General features: G+C 56.2%; 22 protein-coding genes. 15 read left to right on the forward strand and 7 right to left on the reverse strand.

All coding sequences use genetic code 11. From position 1 onward, the window contains the following. Window positions 1-5: 5 nt before the first annotated feature. Window positions 6-605, forward strand: a complete 600-nt coding sequence (locus N8E88_RS19820) for a DJ-1/PfpI family protein (RefSeq protein WP_262295163.1) — start codon at window positions 6-8, stop codon at window positions 603-605. Further along, on the forward strand, window positions 592-1,302 hold the full coding sequence (locus tag N8E88_RS19825) for a helix-turn-helix transcriptional regulator (RefSeq protein ID WP_262295164.1): 711 nt from the start codon (window positions 592-594) through the stop codon (window positions 1,300-1,302). The genes N8E88_RS19820 and N8E88_RS19825 overlap by 14 nt, the downstream gene beginning before the upstream one ends. 48 nt (window positions 1,303-1,350) lie before the next feature. Here N8E88_RS19825 and N8E88_RS19830 read toward each other — a convergent pair whose 3' ends face one another. Then, on the reverse strand, window positions 1,351-2,046 hold the full coding sequence (locus N8E88_RS19830) for a DUF1013 domain-containing protein (protein ID WP_262295165.1): 696 nt from the start codon (window positions 2,044-2,046) through the stop codon (window positions 1,351-1,353). A gap of 228 nt (window positions 2,047-2,274) precedes the next feature. On the opposite strand from N8E88_RS19830, the gene N8E88_RS19835 reads away from it, so the two are divergent. Then, window positions 2,275-4,473: an esterase-like activity of phytase family protein gene (locus N8E88_RS19835; RefSeq protein WP_262295166.1), complete on the forward strand. Its 2,199-nt coding sequence runs from the start codon at window positions 2,275-2,277 to the stop codon at window positions 4,471-4,473. Between the two features lie 63 nt (window positions 4,474-4,536). On the opposite strand, the gene N8E88_RS19840 is transcribed toward N8E88_RS19835, so the two are convergent. Continuing rightward, entirely contained in the window at window positions 4,537-5,541 is a 1,005-nt protein-coding gene (locus N8E88_RS19840) for an NAD(P)H-quinone oxidoreductase (RefSeq protein WP_262295167.1), read from the reverse strand. A gap of 95 nt (window positions 5,542-5,636) precedes the next feature. Here N8E88_RS19840 and N8E88_RS19845 point away from each other — a divergent pair, with 95 nt between their 5' ends. From N8E88_RS19845 to N8E88_RS19855, 3 genes are all read left to right on the forward strand, one after another. Next, complete coding sequence (locus tag N8E88_RS19845) at window positions 5,637-5,822, forward strand: DUF1192 domain-containing protein (protein WP_112524575.1); 186 nt, start codon at window positions 5,637-5,639, stop codon at window positions 5,820-5,822. A gap of 168 nt (window positions 5,823-5,990) precedes the next feature. Next, window positions 5,991-7,175, forward strand: a complete 1,185-nt coding sequence (locus tag N8E88_RS19850; protein WP_262295542.1) for an MFS transporter — start codon at window positions 5,991-5,993, stop codon at window positions 7,173-7,175. A gap of 57 nt (window positions 7,176-7,232) precedes the next feature. Beyond that, window positions 7,233-7,496, forward strand: a complete 264-nt coding sequence (locus N8E88_RS19855) for an ArsR/SmtB family transcription factor (RefSeq protein WP_262295168.1) — start codon at window positions 7,233-7,235, stop codon at window positions 7,494-7,496. A gap of 257 nt (window positions 7,497-7,753) precedes the next feature. On the opposite strand, the gene N8E88_RS19860 is transcribed toward N8E88_RS19855, so the two are convergent. Further along, the gene (locus tag N8E88_RS19860; RefSeq protein ID WP_114431205.1) at window positions 7,754-7,933 is read right to left on the reverse strand and encodes a YdcH family protein; all 180 of its coding nucleotides are present in this window, start codon (window positions 7,931-7,933) and stop codon (window positions 7,754-7,756) included. A gap of 227 nt (window positions 7,934-8,160) precedes the next feature. Between N8E88_RS19860 and N8E88_RS19865 the strand changes: the two genes are divergently transcribed. The 5 genes from N8E88_RS19865 (at window position 8,161) to N8E88_RS19885 (ending at window position 10,988) form a co-directional block, all read left to right on the forward strand. Further along, the gene (locus N8E88_RS19865; protein ID WP_099997693.1) at window positions 8,161-8,364 is read left to right on the forward strand and encodes a YdcH family protein; all 204 of its coding nucleotides are present in this window, start codon (window positions 8,161-8,163) and stop codon (window positions 8,362-8,364) included. Between the two features lie 89 nt (window positions 8,365-8,453). Then, window positions 8,454-8,951 (forward strand): 5-(carboxyamino)imidazole ribonucleotide mutase, encoded by a 498-nt coding sequence (purE, locus tag N8E88_RS19870; RefSeq protein ID WP_262295169.1) that lies wholly within the window; start codon window positions 8,454-8,456, stop codon window positions 8,949-8,951. 2 nt (window positions 8,952-8,953) lie between these two features. Continuing rightward, window positions 8,954-10,027, forward strand: a complete 1,074-nt coding sequence (locus N8E88_RS19875; protein WP_262295170.1) for a 5-(carboxyamino)imidazole ribonucleotide synthase — start codon at window positions 8,954-8,956, stop codon at window positions 10,025-10,027. Between the two features lie 167 nt (window positions 10,028-10,194). Next, a complete protein-coding gene (gene ykgO / locus N8E88_RS19880; protein ID WP_091880250.1) occupies window positions 10,195-10,320 on the forward strand; it encodes a type B 50S ribosomal protein L36 in 126 nt (41 codons plus the stop codon). Window positions 10,321-10,382: 62 nt separating this feature from the next. Further along, window positions 10,383-10,988 carry a tetratricopeptide repeat protein gene (locus tag N8E88_RS19885; RefSeq protein ID WP_262295171.1) on the forward strand — a complete coding sequence of 202 codons (606 nt, stop codon included), beginning with the start codon at window positions 10,383-10,385 and terminating at the stop codon, window positions 10,986-10,988. A 152-nt stretch (window positions 10,989-11,140) separates the two neighbouring features. Here N8E88_RS19885 and pyk read toward each other — a convergent pair whose 3' ends face one another. Both pyk and N8E88_RS19895 read right to left on the reverse strand, forming a co-directional pair. After that, on the reverse strand, window positions 11,141-12,577 hold the full coding sequence (pyk, locus tag N8E88_RS19890; RefSeq protein ID WP_114431201.1) for a pyruvate kinase: 1,437 nt from the start codon (window positions 12,575-12,577) through the stop codon (window positions 11,141-11,143). Then, window positions 12,574-12,999 carry a DUF1036 domain-containing protein gene (locus tag N8E88_RS19895; protein WP_112524623.1) on the reverse strand — a complete coding sequence of 142 codons (426 nt, stop codon included), beginning with the start codon at window positions 12,997-12,999 and terminating at the stop codon, window positions 12,574-12,576. The genes pyk and N8E88_RS19895 overlap by 4 nt, the downstream gene beginning before the upstream one ends. A 635-nt stretch (window positions 13,000-13,634) precedes the next feature. Here N8E88_RS19895 and N8E88_RS19900 point away from each other — a divergent pair. Next, window positions 13,635-13,940: a DUF1244 domain-containing protein gene (locus N8E88_RS19900; RefSeq protein WP_262295172.1), complete on the forward strand. Its 306-nt coding sequence runs from the start codon at window positions 13,635-13,637 to the stop codon at window positions 13,938-13,940. Between the two features lie 240 nt (window positions 13,941-14,180). After that, the gene (locus tag N8E88_RS19905; protein ID WP_370637210.1) at window positions 14,181-14,450 is read left to right on the forward strand and encodes a DUF2312 domain-containing protein; all 270 of its coding nucleotides are present in this window, start codon (window positions 14,181-14,183) and stop codon (window positions 14,448-14,450) included. Between the two features lie 74 nt (window positions 14,451-14,524). Here N8E88_RS19905 and N8E88_RS19910 read toward each other — a convergent pair whose 3' ends face one another. Together N8E88_RS19910 and N8E88_RS19915 are read right to left on the reverse strand one after the other, a co-directional pair. Continuing rightward, on the reverse strand, window positions 14,525-15,328 hold the full coding sequence (locus N8E88_RS19910; RefSeq protein WP_262295173.1) for an aldo/keto reductase: 804 nt from the start codon (window positions 15,326-15,328) through the stop codon (window positions 14,525-14,527). A 155-nt stretch (window positions 15,329-15,483) separates the two neighbouring features. Beyond that, entirely contained in the window at window positions 15,484-15,876 is a 393-nt protein-coding gene (locus tag N8E88_RS19915) for a hypothetical protein (RefSeq protein WP_262295732.1), read from the reverse strand. Here N8E88_RS19915 and coxB point away from each other — a divergent pair. Next, entirely contained in the window at window positions 15,764-16,618 is an 855-nt protein-coding gene (coxB, locus tag N8E88_RS19920; RefSeq protein WP_262295543.1) for a cytochrome c oxidase subunit II, read from the forward strand. The genes N8E88_RS19915 and coxB overlap by 113 nt on opposite strands. 13 nt (window positions 16,619-16,631) lie before the next feature. Continuing rightward, window positions 16,632-19,148: a cbb3-type cytochrome c oxidase subunit I gene (locus N8E88_RS19925; protein WP_262295174.1), complete on the forward strand. Its 2,517-nt coding sequence runs from the start codon at window positions 16,632-16,634 to the stop codon at window positions 19,146-19,148. Window positions 19,149-19,151 lie beyond the last annotated feature (3 nt).

Below are 19,151 nucleotides of genomic sequence, written 5' to 3' on the forward strand. Positions count from 1 at the left end.
AAGATATGGAGCAGAAAAAGACGATCGGGTTTGTTTTCGTCGATAAATTCGCCGATTGGGAATTCGGATTGCTTTCAGGATCGGCGGTCGACTGGTTTGGTGCTCGTACCGTAGCGCTGTCGCCGTCGACCGGTCCGGTCAAATCCATTGGCGGCCTCAGACTGATGCCGGACCGGGGCGTCGCGCCCGAAGAAAATGCCGACCTCGATGCGGTTGCAGTCATCGGCGCGGAGACCTGGCCGAGCGAGGATGCTCCTGACATTGCGCCTTTATTGAGCGCCACATTGGCACGCGGCGGTATCGTTGGCGGCATTTGCGGCGGGACGTTGGCTTTGGCTCGCGCCGGGCTTTTTGAAGGGCGAAAACATACGAGCAATGGCGCCGGCTGGATCCAGTCAAAGATCGACGACTACCCGGGATCTTCACTTTACCAGGACGTTCCCTATGCTGTGAGGGATGCACACATTGTCAGTGCCGCAGGATCTGCACCAGGCACATTCGCGACCGATTTTCTCGAAGCCCTTTACCCTGAAAAGGCCGGGCAGGTTGCGGAGATGCGGGAGTTCATCGCCAGAGAGTTCAGGAACGACAATGCGCAGGGCTGACCGCCTTTTCCAAATTGTGCAGAAGCTGCGTGGCGGGCGCCTGGTAACCGCGCGTCAGCTTGCCGAAAAGCTCGAGGTTTCCGAGCGCACGATCTATCGTGACATCGCTGACCTGCAATCAACCGGCGTGCCGATTGATGGCGAGGCCGGTGTCGGTTACATCCTGCGCGAGGGTTTCGATCTGCCGCCACTGATGTTCACGCGCGATGAAGTTGTGGCGCTTGTCGCCGGTGCGCGGCTGATTACGGCTTGGGGCGGTGCATCCATGGCCCGCGCTGCGGAAGAAGCCATCATCAAGATAGGCGCCGTTCTGCCCAAAGAAGAGCGCCCGCGCATTACGAATACCCATGTTCACTCGACCAGCTATAACATCAGTGACAACGACCGGGCACTCATCGATCTTGCGGAAAACGCCGCGGAACAGTGCCGCATTCTGTCAATCACTTACACTGATCTCGACGGTAACGAGAGTGCCCGTGACATCCGGCCACTCGGTTTGTGGTTCTGGGGCAAAGTGTGGACACTGATCAGCTGGTGCGAGTTGCGCAATGATTTTCGCACGTTCCGCATTGACCGGATCGCCAAGGTCGAGAAAATCGACCGGATTTTCCGCCAGGAGCGCGGCAAGACTCTGGCGGACTTCTACCGCCGTGTGGAGCTGAGCGAAACACCGGATCACAAGGCTCGTGCGTCATAAAAAAGCCCGGCATCGCCGGGCTTTTTTCAATGGTTTGTCTTGCGAAGTCTATTCTTCGTCGTCGGTTTCCTGGTGGCCCTTGAGCGAAGACAGCTTGGCAAATACCTTGTCGGCGTCGAGCTCCTGATCCTCTTCGCGGACCGTTGGCTGAATGTCGAGATTTTCGGTTGCCGATGCGGGGAGCAGCGTATCGCCGCCTTCGCCTGGCTGCGGTACCGGCCGGCCGCGGGATGAGCGCTCCACCTCGATGTCCAGATCGATCTGCGAGGACAGGCCGAGGGTGACCGGATCCATCGGCTGAAGGTTATTCGAATTCCAGTGCGTACGATTGCGGATCTGTTCGATGGTCGATTTCGTCGTGCCGATCAGCCGCGAAATCTGCGCGTCCTTCAATTCCGGGTGGTTGCGAACCAGCCAGAGAATGGCATTCGGGCGATCCTGGCGCTTCGATAGCGGTGTATAGCGCGGACCCTTGCGCTTGGTTTCCGGAACACGAACCTTCGGCTCCAGAATCTTCAGCTTGTAGTTGGTATCAGCCTCGCCCTTGGCAATTTCCTCGCGCGACAACTGGCCGGTAATCAACGGATCAAGGCCCTTGATGCCCTGGGCGGATTCGCCATCGGCAATCGCCTTCACTTCGAGCGGATGCAGCTTGCAGAATGCAGCGATCTGATCGAAGGACAGCGCAGTATTGTCGACAAGCCAGACGGCCGTTGCCTTTGGCATTAGAAGCTGGGTGGCCATAGATATAGTCCTCTCGTTCGTCCGCTCCGGGGGCGCGGGACGTGGGTTCAACCACAATTTCCGGGAATTCGGCGCCTATATAGCGTTATTTTGTTCGATGAGCAAGAATCGGTTTCGAATACAACCGAGTACAACTGGGCGTTTCATCAAACTGTCATGAAATTGTCATTCCATTGCAATGCGGCTAGGCGAACGATCCTCCAACAATAACAGGAGGTTTCCCCGAACATGTCGCGCAAATCGCTCTATCTTGGTCTCTGGACTGCCCTGGCAGCGTCCGTTGCCATTCCCGCCGCCGCTGAACCGGTTTTCAACCGTATTGCGAGTTTCCCTGTCGCCGACAATCTGCCGAAAGACGCAGACAAGTCGAAGCCGACATCGTCGGAAATCATCACTGCATCGGAAGACGGCAAGACGCTCATTTATTCCGACAGCCCCTATGGTGCCATCGGCTTCGTTGACATCACTGATCCGGCCAAGCCGCAGGCGGGCGGGATCATCAAGGTCGATGGCGAGCCAACATCGGTTGCGACCGTTGGCGGAAATGTTCTGGCCGCTGTCAATACGTCCGAAAGCAAAGCCAAACCTTCAGGACGGCTCGACGTCATTGATATTGCCACACGCAAGGTCAACGCGACTTGCGACCTCGGCGGACAGCCGGATTCGGTTGCGATCTCCCCCGACAAGACTTTTGCCGCCGTCGTCATCGAGAATGAGCGCGACGAGGAATTGAACGATGGCGCAATACCGCAGATGCCCTCGGGCAACCTCAAGATATTCTCTTTGAAAGACGGCGCTCCGGATTGCGCAACCATGAAAACGGTGGACTTGACCGGTCTTTCGGAGATTGCACCAACGGACGCGGAACCGGAATTCGTTTCGATCAACAGTCAGAATCAGATTGCGGTGACCCTGCAGGAGAACAATCATATCGCTGTTGTCGATGCGGCGACCGGCAAGATCGTCAGCCAATTCTCCGCAGGTACCGTCGATCTGGACAAGATCGATGTGAAGAATGACGGAGCTTTCAAGTTCGACGGCAGCATGAAAGGTGTGCTGCGCGAGCCTGACACCGTCAAGTGGCTCGATAACGATCGCTTCGTTGTCGCCAATGAAGGCGACTACAAGGGTGGTTCGCGCAGTTTCACCATCTTCACGAAGGACGGCAAGGTAGCCTACGAGTCCGGCCCTTCGCTCGAATACAAGATCGCGGAAGCTGGACATTATCCGGACAAGCGCAACAAAAAGGGTGTTGAGCTCGAAGGAGCCGAATTCGCCAAGTTTGGCGATACGCCATATCTCTTCGTTGCCAGCGAACGCGCATCCATGGTCGGCGTTTACAAGGACACGGGTGCTGATCCGGAATTCGTTCAACTTCTGCCCTCGGGCATTGGGCCGGAAGGCGTTCTTGCGATCCCGTCGCGCAATCTTCTGATTACGGCGAATGAATCGGACCTCGTCGAAGATGGCGGTGCCCGGTCGCATGTCATGATCTACGAGCTCAAGGATCAGACTCCCAATTATCCGCTCATCGTCTCTTCAACAAAAGATGATGGAACGCCTGTCGGCTGGGGCGCGCTATCTGGTCTCGTCGGTGACCTGAAGGAATCCGGCAAGCTCTATGCCGTTTCGGATTCGATTTATTATTCCGCACCGACGATCTATACGATCGATGCCAAGCAGACGCCGGCAAAAATCACCAACGCACTAGTGGTCAAACGCGCCGGCCAGGCAGCCCAGAAGCTCGATCTTGAAGGTCTCACCACCGATGGCGACGGCGGTTTCTGGCTTGCCAACGAGGGCGATCAGGCGAAGCTTGTCCCGCATGCGATCCTCAATGTGAACGACAAGGGCGAAATCAAGAAAGAAATCGCGCTGCCGGACGACCTGCTGCCAAACCAGATACGCTACGGTCTCGAAGGCATCACCCGTGTTGGCGAAGGCGATGACGCTGTGCTCTGGATGCCGATCCAGCGCGAATGGAAGGACGACGAGAAGGGTTTCGTCAAGCTCCTGCGCTACGATATCAAGAAGAAGGAGTGGAGCGCGGTTGCCTATCCGCTCGACAAGACCGAAAAGGGCTGGGTAGGACTGTCCGAAATCACTGCCCATGATGGTCAGCTTTACATCATCGAACGCGACAATCAGGTCGGTGCAAATGCCGTCAACAAGCGCTTGTACCGCGTGGCGCTTGATGGGCTGAAGCCTGCCAAGATCGGCGAAAAGCTTCCAGTAGTCGAGAAGACGCTGGCGCATGACTTCATGGGTGATCTGAAGGCCAGCAATGGTTATGTCGCGGAGAAGCTAGAAGGCTTTACCGTCGACTCCGAGGGTAATGGTTATGCGGTGACCGACAATGATGGTGTCGACGGTTCGTCCGGCGAAACCATGTTCTTCAATATCGGTAAGGTTCAGGCAACAAACTGAGCCGGTCTTACTGAGTTTTCGCGTCCATCCTCCCGAACAGGAGGGTGGACGTCTTCTTTTTAGTCAGCTCACATCGAGCACGATCTTGCCGATATGGTGCCCGTCTTCGATACGTTCATGGGCCCGCCAGGCTTCATGCAGCGGGTAGATCATATCGATCACTGGCGCTACACGGCGCTCGACCAGCAAGGGCCACACTTTGAGCTCAAGTTCGCGTGCGATCCCCGCCTTGAACTCGACCGGACGGTTGCGAAGGGTGGACCCCGTATGGGTCAGACGCTTGACCATCAATTTCGATATGTCCGTTGTGACTTTGGCGCCGTTCAGGAAGGCGATCTGCACAATACGGCCATCGAGCGCTGCGACCTCATAGTTGCGTTCCGTATAATCGCCGCCCACCATATCCAGAGTGAGGTTGACACCCTTGCCGCCAGTCGCCTCCTTGACGGCCTCGACGAAGTCTTCACTGCGATAATTGATCGCGCAGTCAGCACCGAGTTTCCGGCAGGCTTCGCATTTCTCGTCCGAACCTGCAGAGGTGATTACTGTGGCCCCGAAGGCCTTGGCCAGCTGGATTGCCGTAGTGCCTATTCCGGACGATCCGCCATGCACGAGAAAGGTTTCGCCGCTCTGCAAGCCGCCGCGCTCGAACACGTTGTGCCAGACCGTGAAATAGGTTTCCGGAATTGCTGCGGCTTCAATGAAACCGTAGCCCGCAGGGATCGGCAATGCGTTGGTTTCGTGTACCACACAATATTGGGCATACCCCCCGCCCGCAACGAGCGCTGTCACTCGCTCGCCCATGCGAAATCGCGTTACACCTTCGCCAACCGCGACGACATCGCCGGCGATTTCCAGACCAGGGATATCAGACGCACCGGCTGGCGGGGGATAAAACCCTTGCCGCTGCAGCACATCGGGCCGATTGACGCCAGCGGCACGTACCTTGATGAGAAGCTCACCGGCTTTAGGCTCCGGAACGCCGCGCTCGCCCGGCTTCAGGACCAAGGGGCCGCCCGGCGCGGTGATTTCGATCGCCGTCATCGTCGTCGGAATTGTTTCGGCCATGGTGGTCTCCCTCTGAATTGATTCGCCAGAATGATTTGCAATTCCAAGCAGTTGGACTGTATCCTCTAACACTAGGACGACAAGTGGAGGAAATAATGTCACTTTTCGACGAAGAACCAAGGCGCAAGATTGTTCACGATATCGGGCAAGATCTGTCGTTGTTATCGGTTGCCGAACTTGACGAGCGGATTGTCCTGCTGCGTTCCGAGATCACACGTCTTGAGGAGGAGCGGTCACGCAAGGGTGACAGCAAGGTCGCTGCCGAGGCGCTGTTCCGCTGAGCCGACAAAGATTTGCGGGTGACCTAAAATCTCCGCATTGCTGATTGAGACGAAGTCATCACCAGCCTGCTCCAGGCTGGCTCCATTCCCCATTCGCTTGAAGGGTTTGCCGTGTTCCGTTCGTTCATTCAGGTCTTCGCGCTTCTCTGTGGCACCTCCTTCCTCGTTATGGCATCCGGTCTCCACGGATTACTGTTGCCATTGCGCGGTGGCGCGGAGGGTTTTTCGACGACGTCTCTCGGTCTTTTGGGAACAGCCTGGGCGGGTGGTTTCATCACCTCTTGCCTGCTGGCGCCACGGCTTGTGCGCCGTGTAGGGCACGTCCGTGCCTTCAGCGCCTTTGCATCGATCGCCGCGATTGTCGCGCTCTTTACCGGGATTCTCGTCGATTCGACTGCCTGGATCGTCCTTCGCGCTTTGACCGGCTTTGCCATGGCAGGCTCCTACATGGTGATTGAGAGCTGGCTGAATGAGCGCGCGACCAATGCCAATCGCGGGCAAATTTTCGGCCTCTACATGGTGGTGAACTTCGGTTCGATCACCGTCGGGCAGATGATGATCGGCTTCGGCGACGTGCATACGGGAACATTCTTCATGCTGTCCGGCATTCTCTTTTGCCTGGCACTCATTCCAACCGCGATTTCCACGGCCAGCAGCCCGAAGCCCCTGACCGAAGTGCAGCTCGATCTGAAGGCACTTTATCGCAATTCTCCGGTGGCTTTCCTTGGCTGTATTCTGATCGGCATCGCCAATGGTGCGTTCGGAACGCTTGGCGCCGTCTATGGCGCGGAGACGGGCATATCAACCACAGAGATCGCTCTGATGATGAGTGCATCAGTCATGGGCGGTGCGCTAATGCAGATCCCGGTTGGCCGCATGTCGGACCGCACGGACCGCCGCTATGTTCTCGCCATTGTCGGCGGTGCTGCGGCAGCGATTGGCCTTTTGATCTTTCTAATCGCGCCACACCACGCCTATGCCATTCTGGCGATGACCGCCATATATGGCGGTTTGGCCTATACGCTCTATCCCGTGGCAGTTGCCCATGCGAACGATTTTTCGGATCAGCAAAGCTTTGTCAAAGTCACGAGCGGACTGTTGCTGCTCTATGGTTTTGGCACCATGATTGGGCCGATACTTGGCGCGTGGGCGATGGAAAGCGTTGCACCTGAGGGTCTATTTGCCATAACGGCGCTGGCGCATATTTCGATCATGGCTCACGCGATTATAAGGTCACGTATGCGTGCACCCGTTCCGATCGAACTGCGCGATAACTTCCAGACGGTTCATTCCGAACGTGTGACGCCCGAAGGGGTCAGGCTGGATCCGCGTGCCGAGACGTTGCCCGAATAGTCCGGTCCAGTACGAAATTCGTTGACATTGCCGCTGGTTTAAAATGACTATTCTCACATGGTCGAAACGGATGCCTTTGCAGCAATTTCTGATCCAAACCGCCGCTATCTGCTCGAGGAGCTCAGACGCGGACCGAAAACTGTGAACGAACTGGCGACAGGCCTGCCGATTTCCCGTCCCGCCGTCTCCCAACACCTCAAGGCGCTTTTAGACGCGCGGCTTGTGTCAGTCAAAGCCGAAGGCACGCGGCGGATCTATGCTGTCGATGACAACGGGTTCCTTCATCTGAACCTGTGGCTCGACCAGTTCTGGAACGAGTAATACTTTTTGAGAATTCCACCCTAACGGACATCTGATGCGATTTTCTGCGCTTCCGGTGCTCATGGACGAGATTGTCCATTGCGCTTCGGTTCTCGAAAACCACACCAGCTGTCTCGACAGGCTGGCTTTTCAAAAGGTCTTGTTCACCTACAACAAAAAACCCGGCTCACCGCCTTTGCGGGAACCGGGTTTTTTCCAACTGCCAGTACGACGCTTCTTCAAGCTATCGACTGGAATTCTGCGGTCCTTCCGGGTCGTTAGTGGTGGGTGACGGCTGCTTTCAGTCGTTCAATCTGCTCTTTGAGCACCAGCTTGCGTCGTTTCATATTACTGATCGTCAGGTCGTCGGAGGCGGGACTTAACAGCGCGTCGGAAATTTCCTTTTCCAGCGCTCCATGCTTACGTTCAAGCGTTTCAAGATGAGACTCAATGGCCATCCGGCTTCTCCCTTGGTTGGTTTCGTCACGTATGCATGCTCTGCTTGCCAAGCAGCAAGTTTATGACAGAGCCGTGACACTGTGCCATCACTTTAGGCAATTGTCGAATTTGTTTCGTAGGATTTTCTTGTTCCATGAAATATGGTATGGCGACGTGCTGGCGAAGGCAGGTTGTCCACAGCCAGAGATTTGATTCTTTTTACAGCAAGAATACCGGGAATCACTGCATGTCCGACCAGGATCAGGCTGACATTCGATTGGCAGTCGCAAGATTGAAACAGGAGCATCTGGATTTCGATGCCGCCATACAAGCAATGATCCAGGTTGGGTGTGACCAGCTACGTATCCAGCGAATGAAGAAGAAGAAGCTCATCATCAAAGACAAGCTCATCGAGCTTGAAGACAAGATCACCCCCGATATTATCGCCTGACCTCAATCCGGAATATTGCAGTTCTGTCGCCAGCTTGCGGCGGTCAGTCTTTTCCGTTAATTCCTCCCGACAGATTTACAGGATGCTCAATGGCTGACAAACGCGCCGATGTTGCAATCATCATGGGGAGCCAGTCGGATTGGGCGACCATGCGTCACACTGCCGAAACGCTGGATAGTCTCGGCATCTCTCATGACGACCGCATTGTTTCCGCGCACAGAACCCCCGACAGACTTGTAAGCTTCGCCAAAGGCGCGCGCGAAGCTGGTTTCAAGGTGATCATCGCGGGTGCAGGTGGGGCTGCTCACTTGCCCGGGATGGCAGCATCGATGACGGCATTGCCCGTGTTTGGCGTGCCGGTGGAATCAAAGGCGCTTTCTGGGCAGGATTCACTTCTGTCGATCGTGCAGATGCCAGCCGGCATCCCGGTTGGCACATTGGCGATTGGTCGGGCCGGCGCGGTCAACGCCGCCCTCCTGGCCGCTGCGGTTCTTAGCCTGAACGATGCCGCGCTGGCAAAGCGGCTGGATGATTTCCGCAAGGCACAAAGCGACAAGGTTGCGTTGAGACCTTCTGACGAGGCATAAGCATGATTTCTCCTGGATCAACGATCGGTATTGTCGGTGGTGGTCAGCTTGGCCGTATGCTCGCCATGGCGGCGGCACGGCTCGGTTACAAAACCATCATTCTCGAACCACAGGAAAATTGTCCGGCGGCGCAAGTTGCAAACGAGCATATCGTTGCGGCCTATGACGATCGCAATGCGCTTGAACAACTTGCCGAACTTTGCGACGTCATCACCTATGAATTCGAAAATGTTCCTGTCGATTCGGCCGAAATACTCAGTGAAATCAAATCCGTATTTCCATCGGCGGCAGCATTGAAAGTCTCGCAGGACCGCGTCAGTGAAAAGCGCTTTCTCAACAATGCAGGGATCCAGACGACACAATGGCTCAGCATCGAGAACGAGGGCGATCTAGAAGCGGCCCTGTTGGCCTTCGGCGGCAAAGGCATACTCAAGTCACGTCGTTTCGGCTATGACGGCAAGGGACAGGTCAGGTTTTCCGGCAAAAAAGGTGAAGACGCCAAAAAAGGATTCGCCGCCATTGGCAGTGTTCCCGCCATACTGGAAGCGCTGGTCGATTTTGTCTGTGAAATTTCCGTCATCGCGGCCCGGGACGAAGCGGGCAATATAAAGACTTATGACATCACCGAGAACGTCCACAAGAACGGCATTCTTGCGACCTCGACGGTACCGGTCTCTGTGTCATCGACCGTAGCCGGCCTTGCCGCCGATGCAGCCCGCAAGCTGTTGGAAGGCTTGGACTATGTCGGCGTTGCCGGCATGGAATTCTTCGTGCTTGCCAATGGGACTGTACTGGCGAATGAATTTGCCCCGCGCGTGCACAATTCCGGTCACTGGACTGAAGCGGCCTGCGCTGTATCGCAATTCGAACAGCATATCAGGGCAATCGCGGGTCTGCCGCTCGGCGATACGAGGCGGCATTCCGATTGTGTCATGGAGAACCTGATCGGTGACGACATTGCAAAAGTTTCGGAAATCCTCAAGGAAACCGGCGCTGTCGTGCAACTCTATGGCAAGGCGGAAGCACGTCCCGGCCGCAAGATGGGCCATGTGACGCGGATCACGAAACGCCTCTAGCGATAAATAAATGCGTGATTCCCCGATGAATCATGCCATGAATCGTGAGCCGGGTGTTGACAATGCAGGTAATCCTTGGCTATTTCCCCGCAACGTGTTTATGGCGCGCTTTTTAAGGCGCGTTTTTTATTGGTGCCCGGTTTCGGGCGAAAGATACCGGTGCTGAAATGAAGATCAAGAACTCGCTTAAAGCCCTGAAGGGCCGTCATCGTGATAATCAGCTGGTCCGTCGCAAGGGCCGCATCTATATCATCAACAAGACTGCTCCGCGTTTCAAAGCACGCCAGGGCTGATATTACCCGTCTCACGGTTATTTGCATTTGACGTTTCGCTGATACGGATTACCATTCGTGTCATGCGGAACGTTGTTGTATTTTCAGCTGTTTTTTTACTTGCCTCGCCGGCAATTGCCATCGCGCAGGATCAACTGCCGCCGCCGCAACAGGCCGCCTTGCCCAACCAGACATTGACTGAGAAGCGTGCCGCGCGGCTCGACGACCTTTTTGCCTCGCTCAAGCGCGAAAGCAATGAAGTCAAGGCGGCGCGCATCGCCTCACAGATCCAGGCGCAATGGCAGAATTCCGGTAGTCCCACGATCGACCTGATGATGGGCTGGGCCGGTAAGGCTATGGAAGAAAAGAAGTATTCGGTCGCGCTCGACTTTCTTGACCAGGTGGTCGTGATGAAGCCGGACTATGCCGAAGGCTGGAACAGACGCGCAACCCTGAACTTTCTGGTGAACGATTACGGGCGTTCGATGGCGGATATCCAGAAGACACTGGCGCTTGAACCACGGCATTTCGGGGCCATGGCCGGCATGGCGGCGATCCTCAAGGATACAGGCCGCAAGGAGGCCGCCTTACAGGCTTTCGAGCGCGTTCTGACAGTCTATCCGATGATGCGCGAGGCGCAGAAGCAGGCGGGTGAGCTGGCCGACGAACTGACCGGCCAGCGGACGTAACGCACGTCGCCACAACCAATTTTCCTGCATAAGTAGAAAAACGTGCGCCAGAATCGATGATTCTTGCATCGGAATCGGTGGTTCTTATGTAGGAATCCGGTCATTGCGTTCCATTTTTCCGCCGGAACGCAATGATCCTTGTTAAAAAGCACTCAGATGCCGGTCAGCCCGTCCGATCCGATATAGGCGATGCGCAACATATTAGTCGAACCGGGCGTACGCAGCGGTACGCCGGCCGAGATGATGATGCGATCACCCGGATTGCCGAACTCTTCCTGATAGGCGATGTGACAGGCACGATCGACCATGTCGTCGAGGTCGCTGGCATCCTCAGTTACAACGCAGTGCAATCCCCAGACGAGAGAGAGCTTGCGCGCCGTTTCGACAACCGGCGACAGCGCGATGATCGGCAAGAGAGGCCGCTCGCGTGCTGCGCGCAGTCCGGTTGTGCCGGATGCGGTGTAGGTAACGATGGCCGAGAGGTTGAGCGTTTCAGCGATCTGGCGGGCGGCCAGCGAAATCGCATCGGCGCCTGTCGCGTTCGGCTCGGGACGCTGGGCGTGAATGATGCCCGGGTAGTTCGGATCGCGCTCGACCTCCTCGGCGATGCGCGCCATGGTCGATACGGCTTCGACCGGATAGGCGCCGGCGGCGGACTCCGCCGAGAGCATGACCGCATCGGCACCTTCGAATACGGCTGTCGCAACGTCGGAAACCTCGGCTCGCGTCGGAACGGCTGCCGTGATCATCGATTCCAGCATCTGCGTGGCGACGACGACCGGCTTGCCGGCTCTGCGGCAGGCGCGGATGATCTGCTTCTGGATACCGGGAACCGTCTCCAGCGGCATTTCAACACCGAGATCGCCGCGGGCAACCATGAGCGCGTCAGAGAGCTCGATGATCTCCTCAAGGCGGGTGACCGCCTGCGGCTTTTCGATCTTCGACAGCAGGGCAACGCGGCCGCGCGAGATCTTGCGCACTTCGGCAAGATCCTCCGGCCGCTGGATAAATGACAGGGCAACCCAGTCGACTTCCTCCTGCAGGACAGCATCGAGGTCGCGCCGGTCCTTCTCGGTGAGGGCGCTGACCCCGAGCGTCGTATCCGGCAGGCTGACGCCTTTCTTGTCGGAAATCTTCGTTCCGGAAACGACACGGCAGCGAATGTGCTTGCCGTCGGAAGCTTCCGCCACAAGCGCGAGCTTGCCATCGTCGATCAGAAGGCGGTGACCCGGCTCAACAGCTTCGAGAATTTCCGGATGGGGCAGGAATACGCGCGTATTGTCGCCCGGCGTGTCATTGTCGTCGAGCGTGAAGGTCTGCCCGGCAACGAGGTCGGCCTTGCCGTCCTTGAACTTGCCAACGCGCAGCTTCGGCCCTTGCAGATCGGCGAGAATGCCGATCGGTCGCCCCAGTTCCTTTTCGACATTGCGCAGGCGGCGCACGAGCTCCCGCATCAGGTCATGACTGGCATGGCTCATGTTGATGCGGAATACGTCCGCGCCGGCTTCGAACAATTTGCGGATCATGGCTTCGTCAGAGGAAGCGGGACCCAGTGTGGCTAGAATTTTGACCTTGCGGCGGCGTCTCATGGAGCGGGGGTATCCGTTACAATTGGAGAGGAGGGGGGATTTTCTTCCGTAAGCTGGACCATCCAGCTCGTTTGCTCGCCGGTATCGTATTCCTGGAATCCGGAGCGCTGGAAGCCACGCGCGAAACAGTCATTGATACCGGTAATCTTGAATTGGTTTTCGGCGACGCACATGTTCACCCTGCCATCCCAGCGCCCGCCACTCTGCGCGTCTTCGGCGTAGAGATAATAATAGCGCGAAGTCAGCGGTCCGACCACAAGCGTTGTGCAGGAGGACGCATTGACGTGCCACCAGCCTTCGGTGACCCAACCGGATTTGGCCCGGTAACCGAGCGCGACGCCGACGAGATTTTGCGTTGTGTTGCAGACGCGAAAATCGGCATGGGCCTTCTCAGGCGCAAAAAAACTGCCCGCAATGAAAATGAATAAAAAAGCCGCTAGAAAGCTGCCCAATCTCGTCCGCTGATGCAGTTCAGCGTGGAATATAGACCACTTGCGCAATATTGCCTCCGAAGGGTCAGGACCTGTTAATCTGGTCGAAATGGTATGAGGCTTTTCGTTCGGATGCGAGGAGCAGAGGCGATGGAAATGTTTATCCATTTTCAAGCCTTTGCGACAAAGTAGCCGGGCGAAAAGACCATATCCTCCGGACGCCGAAACGGCTGCAAGCTGCAGTGTCGAACCGCTCGGCCGGGGGGAAGGCCCCGCCCTTCACGCTTCTCCTCGCATCTTCTTGCCGTTTCAGGCGCCATTTCGATCATATTAATAGGTCCTGACCCTACATCGTGGTCACCCTTTTCGGTAGTTTCGCGAGCATTGTCAACGTAACCACGTAGAGTTCCTGCAACACTAAGACAAAAGAATGATGCCTGGATTGCCAACCAGACTATGAACAATGGAAAACAACCCTTGTTCGGTTTGAAAGACCTTCGTTGATTGCCAATTTCCCGTTGATGGCAATCGGCAAAAGCAGCTGTTCTTGACGCAGTGAATCGTAACTCCAATATGTATGAGGCAAAGCATCTGGCCCCGAACCAGACCCGATCGAGGACGTTTAAATGAGCAATCTTACTAATGATCAGCGCATTGCGCTCGAAGCCGCTGTTTTTCGTCGGCTTGTGGAGCATTTGCGAACCCGCAGCGATGTGCAGAATATCGACCTGATGAATCTGGCGGGGTTCTGCCGCAACTGTCTGTCGAACTGGTACCGCGAAGCGGCTGAAGCGTCCGGCGAAGAGCTTTCCAAGGAAGAATCGCGCGAAATCATCTATGGCGAACCCTATGCGGACTGGCAGGCCAAGCATCAGCGTGAGGCCAGCGATGTGCAGAAAGCGGCTTTCGAGGCCAATAAGCCCGCACATTGAGGGGGCGCCGTGCGTGGTTCGACAAGCTCACCATGAGGGAGGTTGTGTCAAAGGGGACCGGGTTCTGCAGCGTTGATGATGGGTGTTGCAATCGCTACCTCCCTCATGGTGAGCTTGTCGAACCACGCACAACCAGACGAATCCGACTCAATTGTCTTGACTCACCACGCACTGGTCGGGCATCGGAACCGCTCGCGCGACCGGTCTTGAGTCGCAAGATGAATTTTTACGGAGCGAGAGATGAGCATGGATGATTTGGCAGCACAGGGTGGGGTCGAAGGTGTGGCTGCGGCAGAGCTTCGGCAGTTCATCGAGCGCATCGAGCGTCTGGAAGAGGAAAAGACAACGCTCCAGGACGACATCAAGGAAGTGATGGCCGAAGCCAAGGGCCGCGGTTACGACACCAAGATCATCCGCACGATTGTCCGCCTGCGCAAGAAGGACGCCAACGAGCGCAAAGAGGAGGAGGCGATTCTTGAGCTTTACATGAATGCTTTAGGAATGGTCTGAACGGCAACCTGACGTCGTAATCCTATTTTGGCATTGCCATCCAGATGCGAGGTGCATTTTGCCAAACCAAAGCATCACAGATAGGCGAGCGTGCCCAACGATGAATAATGTTGGTTCAACATGTTGAGTTGCCTCATGTCGGTTTCGTCGATGGCAAAATCGAACACGTCGAGATTCTCTTCCATATGACTGGCTTGATTCGCTTTGGGAAGCGGGATCGTTCCGCGCTGCAGGTTCCATCGGATGACCAGTTGCGCTGGTGTTTTGCCGTACCTCGTTGCAATATGTGAGAGGGTGTCGTCGTCCAGACGCCGGCTGCGGGTCAGCGGACTGTAGGCCTGGATCGCGATGCCTCGTCTGGTCGCCTCGCGCAACATGGCCTCACTGTGGCCGAAGGGGCTCCACTCGATCTGATTCACCACTGGCGCTTCGCCGGTCGCGTTGGTCAGTTCGTCGATAAGTTCGATCGTGTAGTTGCTGACGCCGATATCGGTGGCAAGTCCCTCGTTTTTCGCTTGCAGCAGACCGCGCCAGAGGCTCTCGCCGGAACCTGTTCGCGGTGGCCGATGTATGAGCACCAGGTCTGCATGATCCAGTTGGAGTTCGTCCAGGTTTTTACGGGTCGCCTCGTAAGCATTGTCGGTCTCCTCGACTTTGGTCACAAGAAAGATGTCTGCACGTTCGAGACCGCTGCGTCGGATTCCCTCGCCGATCCCTTGCTGGGTTCCATAGTCACCGGACGTGTCGATGAGGCGGTAACCGAGTTGCAATGCAGTTTCGACCGCCTGCACTGTATCATCTCTTAGCTGCCAGGTTCCCAGACCCATTACCGGCATGCGGCTGCCGCTGCGCAGTTCTATCTCGCTCGTTCTGTCCATCGCCCTTTCCTCCACTGGTCCACATGCCCTTTCCAAGTTGTTACCTTGTGATCGGTAACATCAGCGCCAGGGATAGGTTCCACCATCGGATTGCCTGCAGCGGCACCGGCCAAAGGATTCGGTGCAGGCGCAACCAATCGGCAACGCCATTGTGGTCAAACACCGTGGTTGCACCAAAACAAGGAGGACCCGGCAAACACCATATTCAGCCCTTGTTTAAGATAGGCGGAACTAAATCTCCAGGCGAACGCTTTATCGTCATCGGTCGGATCGCCGAAAACCGTAATTGTGAGATTGCGCATGAAAATTGGCGGGGTCTGCAAAATAGCTGTTGTATGCCTTTTCGGGTTTGGATTGCCGGGTTGTTCAGGCGAACGGTCCGCGCTCGACCCTGCCGGCAAGGAAGCCGAAGAACTGGCCAAACTCTTTTGGATAATGCTCACGGGGGCGGGCATAGTATGGCTGTTCGTCCTCCTTGCGACGTTCGCAGCAGTCAGATTTCCATCTTCAGCCTTTGCGGGGATTCGCCCCGGTTTATTCATATTCATCAGTGGCGTAATTTTTCCCACGATTTGTTTGGGAGGTCTGCTTGTCCACTCATTGCGCCTGCTTCCCGGTGCCCGGGACGCGAAAGCCGACATAATTGTCAAGGTAAGCGGTGAACAGTGGTGGTGGCGGGTCAGCTATATGGGCCCTCGAGGTGAGAACGTCGTCTCCGCAAATGAAATCCGAATCCCGTCTGATGCGACGGTCGAGTTCGAACTTACAAGTCCCGACATCATCCATTCGTTTTGGATACCAGTGTTGGGCGGCAAAATGGACATGATCCCGGGACGGACCAACCACTTGCGTTTGCATCCGGAGAAAGCTGGAGTCTATCGTGGTGTTTGCGCAGAATATTGCGGAACATCGCATGCCTTGATGGGGTTTCCCGTCGTCGTTCAAACACAAGCGGAGTTTGACGCCTGGTTGAAACTCGAAACGTCGGATGCAGTTCGTCCGGGTTCGCCCGACGCCATCAATGGCGAACGTTTGTTTATGTCCACGGGCTGTCGCGCTTGCCATACGGTCCGTGGTACCGAGGCGAGGGGGCAGATCGGCCCGGACCTGACGCACTTCGGTGGCCGCAAAACAGTGGGAGCCGGCATTCTGGCAAACACGAGTACCAACCTCGAAAAATGGCTGCGTGACACAGGAAAGGTGAAACCCGCGGTGCGCATGCCGGAATTCAACATGTTGCACTCCGGTGAAACCCGGGATTTGGCAGCTTACCTGACGGGTCTCAAATAGGTGGATGGTATTCATGAGCGACATCCATCAGGGCCAAGCCCATGTCCAGGACGCGCAAACGGAACGTCTCAGAGAGGTTTGGAAAAATCCGGTCGGATGGCGGCGCTTCTCTGAAGTCAACAACTCGGTCATAGGTCACTGGTATACGGCAACAGCGTTCGCATTTCTGATTTTCGCAGGCGGCCTGGCGCTCTTGATGCGGGCGCAACTGGCCGTTCCGGATAATGATCTTGTAACCGCGCAACTCTACAATCAGTTGTTTACCATGCACGGTACGGCGATGATGTTTCTGTTCGCGGTTCCCGTCTTCGAAGGTGTGGCGATCTTAATCTTGCCGGCAATGCTCGGCGCGCGTGATCTGCCTTTTCCGCGTCTGTCCGCCTTCGGCTATTGGTCATTTCTCATCGGCGGTGTTTTTGTCTGTGGCTCGATATTTTTCAACGCCGCGCCGACCGGCGGATGGTTCATGTACCCGCCGCTGACCACGGATACGCGTCAATCCGGCATCGGTGCAGATATCTGGTTGCTCGGGCTGTCATTCATCGAAGTTTCATCGATCGCTGCGGCGGTGGAACTGATTGTAGGTGTACTGAAGTTCCGGGCTCCCGGTATGAACATCAATCTGACGCCACTCTACGCCTGGTATGTTCTTGTCGTGGCTGGCATGATTCTGTTTGCGTTTCCTCCTTTGATCGTCGGCGATTACCTGATGGAATTGCAACGGGCCTTCGACTGGCCGTTTTTCGATCCCAAGCGGGGCGGAGATCCGCTCCTGTGGCAACACCTGTTCTGGATTTTCGGTCATCCCGAGGTCTATATAATTTTTCTCCCCTCCATCGCCTTGTTGGCCATGATCGTTCCGACTTTCGCACAGCGTCCCATAGTCGGTTATTCATGGATCGTCCTGTCTGCCCTCGGTACGGGTTTTCTGAGTTTTGGACTGTGGGTGCACCACATGTTCACCACGGGGCTCCCGTCATTGTCTCTCGGGTTCTTTTCCGCCGCCTCGGAAGCCGTCGCCATCCCGACCGGAGCTCAGATATTCGTATTCATTGCTACGTTGGCACTGGGAAAAGTCGTCTCGTCCACGCCATTGCTGTTTGCTGCAGGCGCGCTCGCCATTTTCGTATTTGGGGGGCTGACCGGAGTGATGCTTGCGCTGGCTCCTTTTGATTTCCAGGCACATGACACCTATTTCGTTGTCGCCCACCTGCACTACACCCTATTCGGGGGCATGATTTTTCCACTGCTCGCCGGCGTGTATTATTATTATCCCTTCGCAACCGGGCAAAAGCTTTCGGATCACGCGGGCAGGGTTGCCTTTTGGTTGATGTTCGTCGGCTTCAACGCCACCTTCCTGCCGATGCACTTCACGGGCTTGCGCGGTATGCCGCGCCGGGTGTTCACATATCCGGCGGATGTGGGCTGGGACTGGTTCAATTTCATTTCGTCAATCGGCGCGTTCGTCTTTGCCGTCGGTTTTTCGGTCGTCCTTATCGATGTGCTGCGACCCAAGAAGCAAAGACCTGATGCGGACGGCAATCCATGGAATGCCGGAACGCTCGAATGGCTCGCGCAACGCGATGAAAGTTTTGGGATGCGCACCATACCCATCATCAGACATCGTTATCCGATCTGGTACCAAAAGAACTTTGTTCAGGACGTACGCGAAGGGCGTTTCTATTTGCCCGACGCGGAGGATGGGAGACGTGAGTCTCTCGTAACATCGGTTTTGGACGCTGAACCCGAACAATGTGCCCGGATACCCGGGCCGACGTTCCTCACGCTCTTCGCCGCGATCTTTCTGGGCGCTACTTTCATTTTTGCTACTTATCACTGGTGGATATCCACGCTCGCGAGCGCTTTTCTGACGCTTGCAACAGTCTTGTCGTGGTTGTGGACCGGCACAGGCGAAATCCCCGAGAAGCAGTTTCGAGATATCGGACTTCAACGCCGGGTACCGCTTTATCGCTCGGGACCAGCTTCCACTGGCTGGTGGGCCATGTTCATCACCATGACAGGCGATCTTACGGCATTTCTCAGTCTCATGTTCTGCTACTTTTTTTACTGGACCATTCACACCGACTTTCCACCAGGGGCAGACGGCAGGAATGGAACGTACTGGCTGGCAGGCTCGGCATGCCTGGTCATCCTGGCTTGGGCTTCGACGCTCTTGGCGCGGCGATTGAACACCGCCGGTTACCCTGCAGGTGTTCGATCCGCACTTTATGCTGGAGTAGCGTTGGGGATCCTGGGCGTTCTGGCCATGCTTGCTGGTCCCTGGTTTTCGAAAATGGACCCAACAGCCAATGTCTATCCGGCGACCGTTTGGGCGATTGTCATCTGGGTTGCCGTGCATACGTCTGTGGGGGTGATCATGCAGGCCTACTGCATCGCCCGCGCTTATGCAGGGAGGTTGACTGCCCGATATGACATGGAGATCTGGAATGTCACCTTATACTGGCACTTCGCCTGTTTTAGCGCGGTGGTCGCCTTGGCCACGCTCGTTGCTTTCCCGAACCTGACATGAGGG

This window comes from Phyllobacterium zundukense (assembly GCF_025452195.1).
Taxonomy (GTDB): domain Bacteria; phylum Pseudomonadota; class Alphaproteobacteria; order Rhizobiales; family Rhizobiaceae; genus Phyllobacterium; species Phyllobacterium zundukense_A.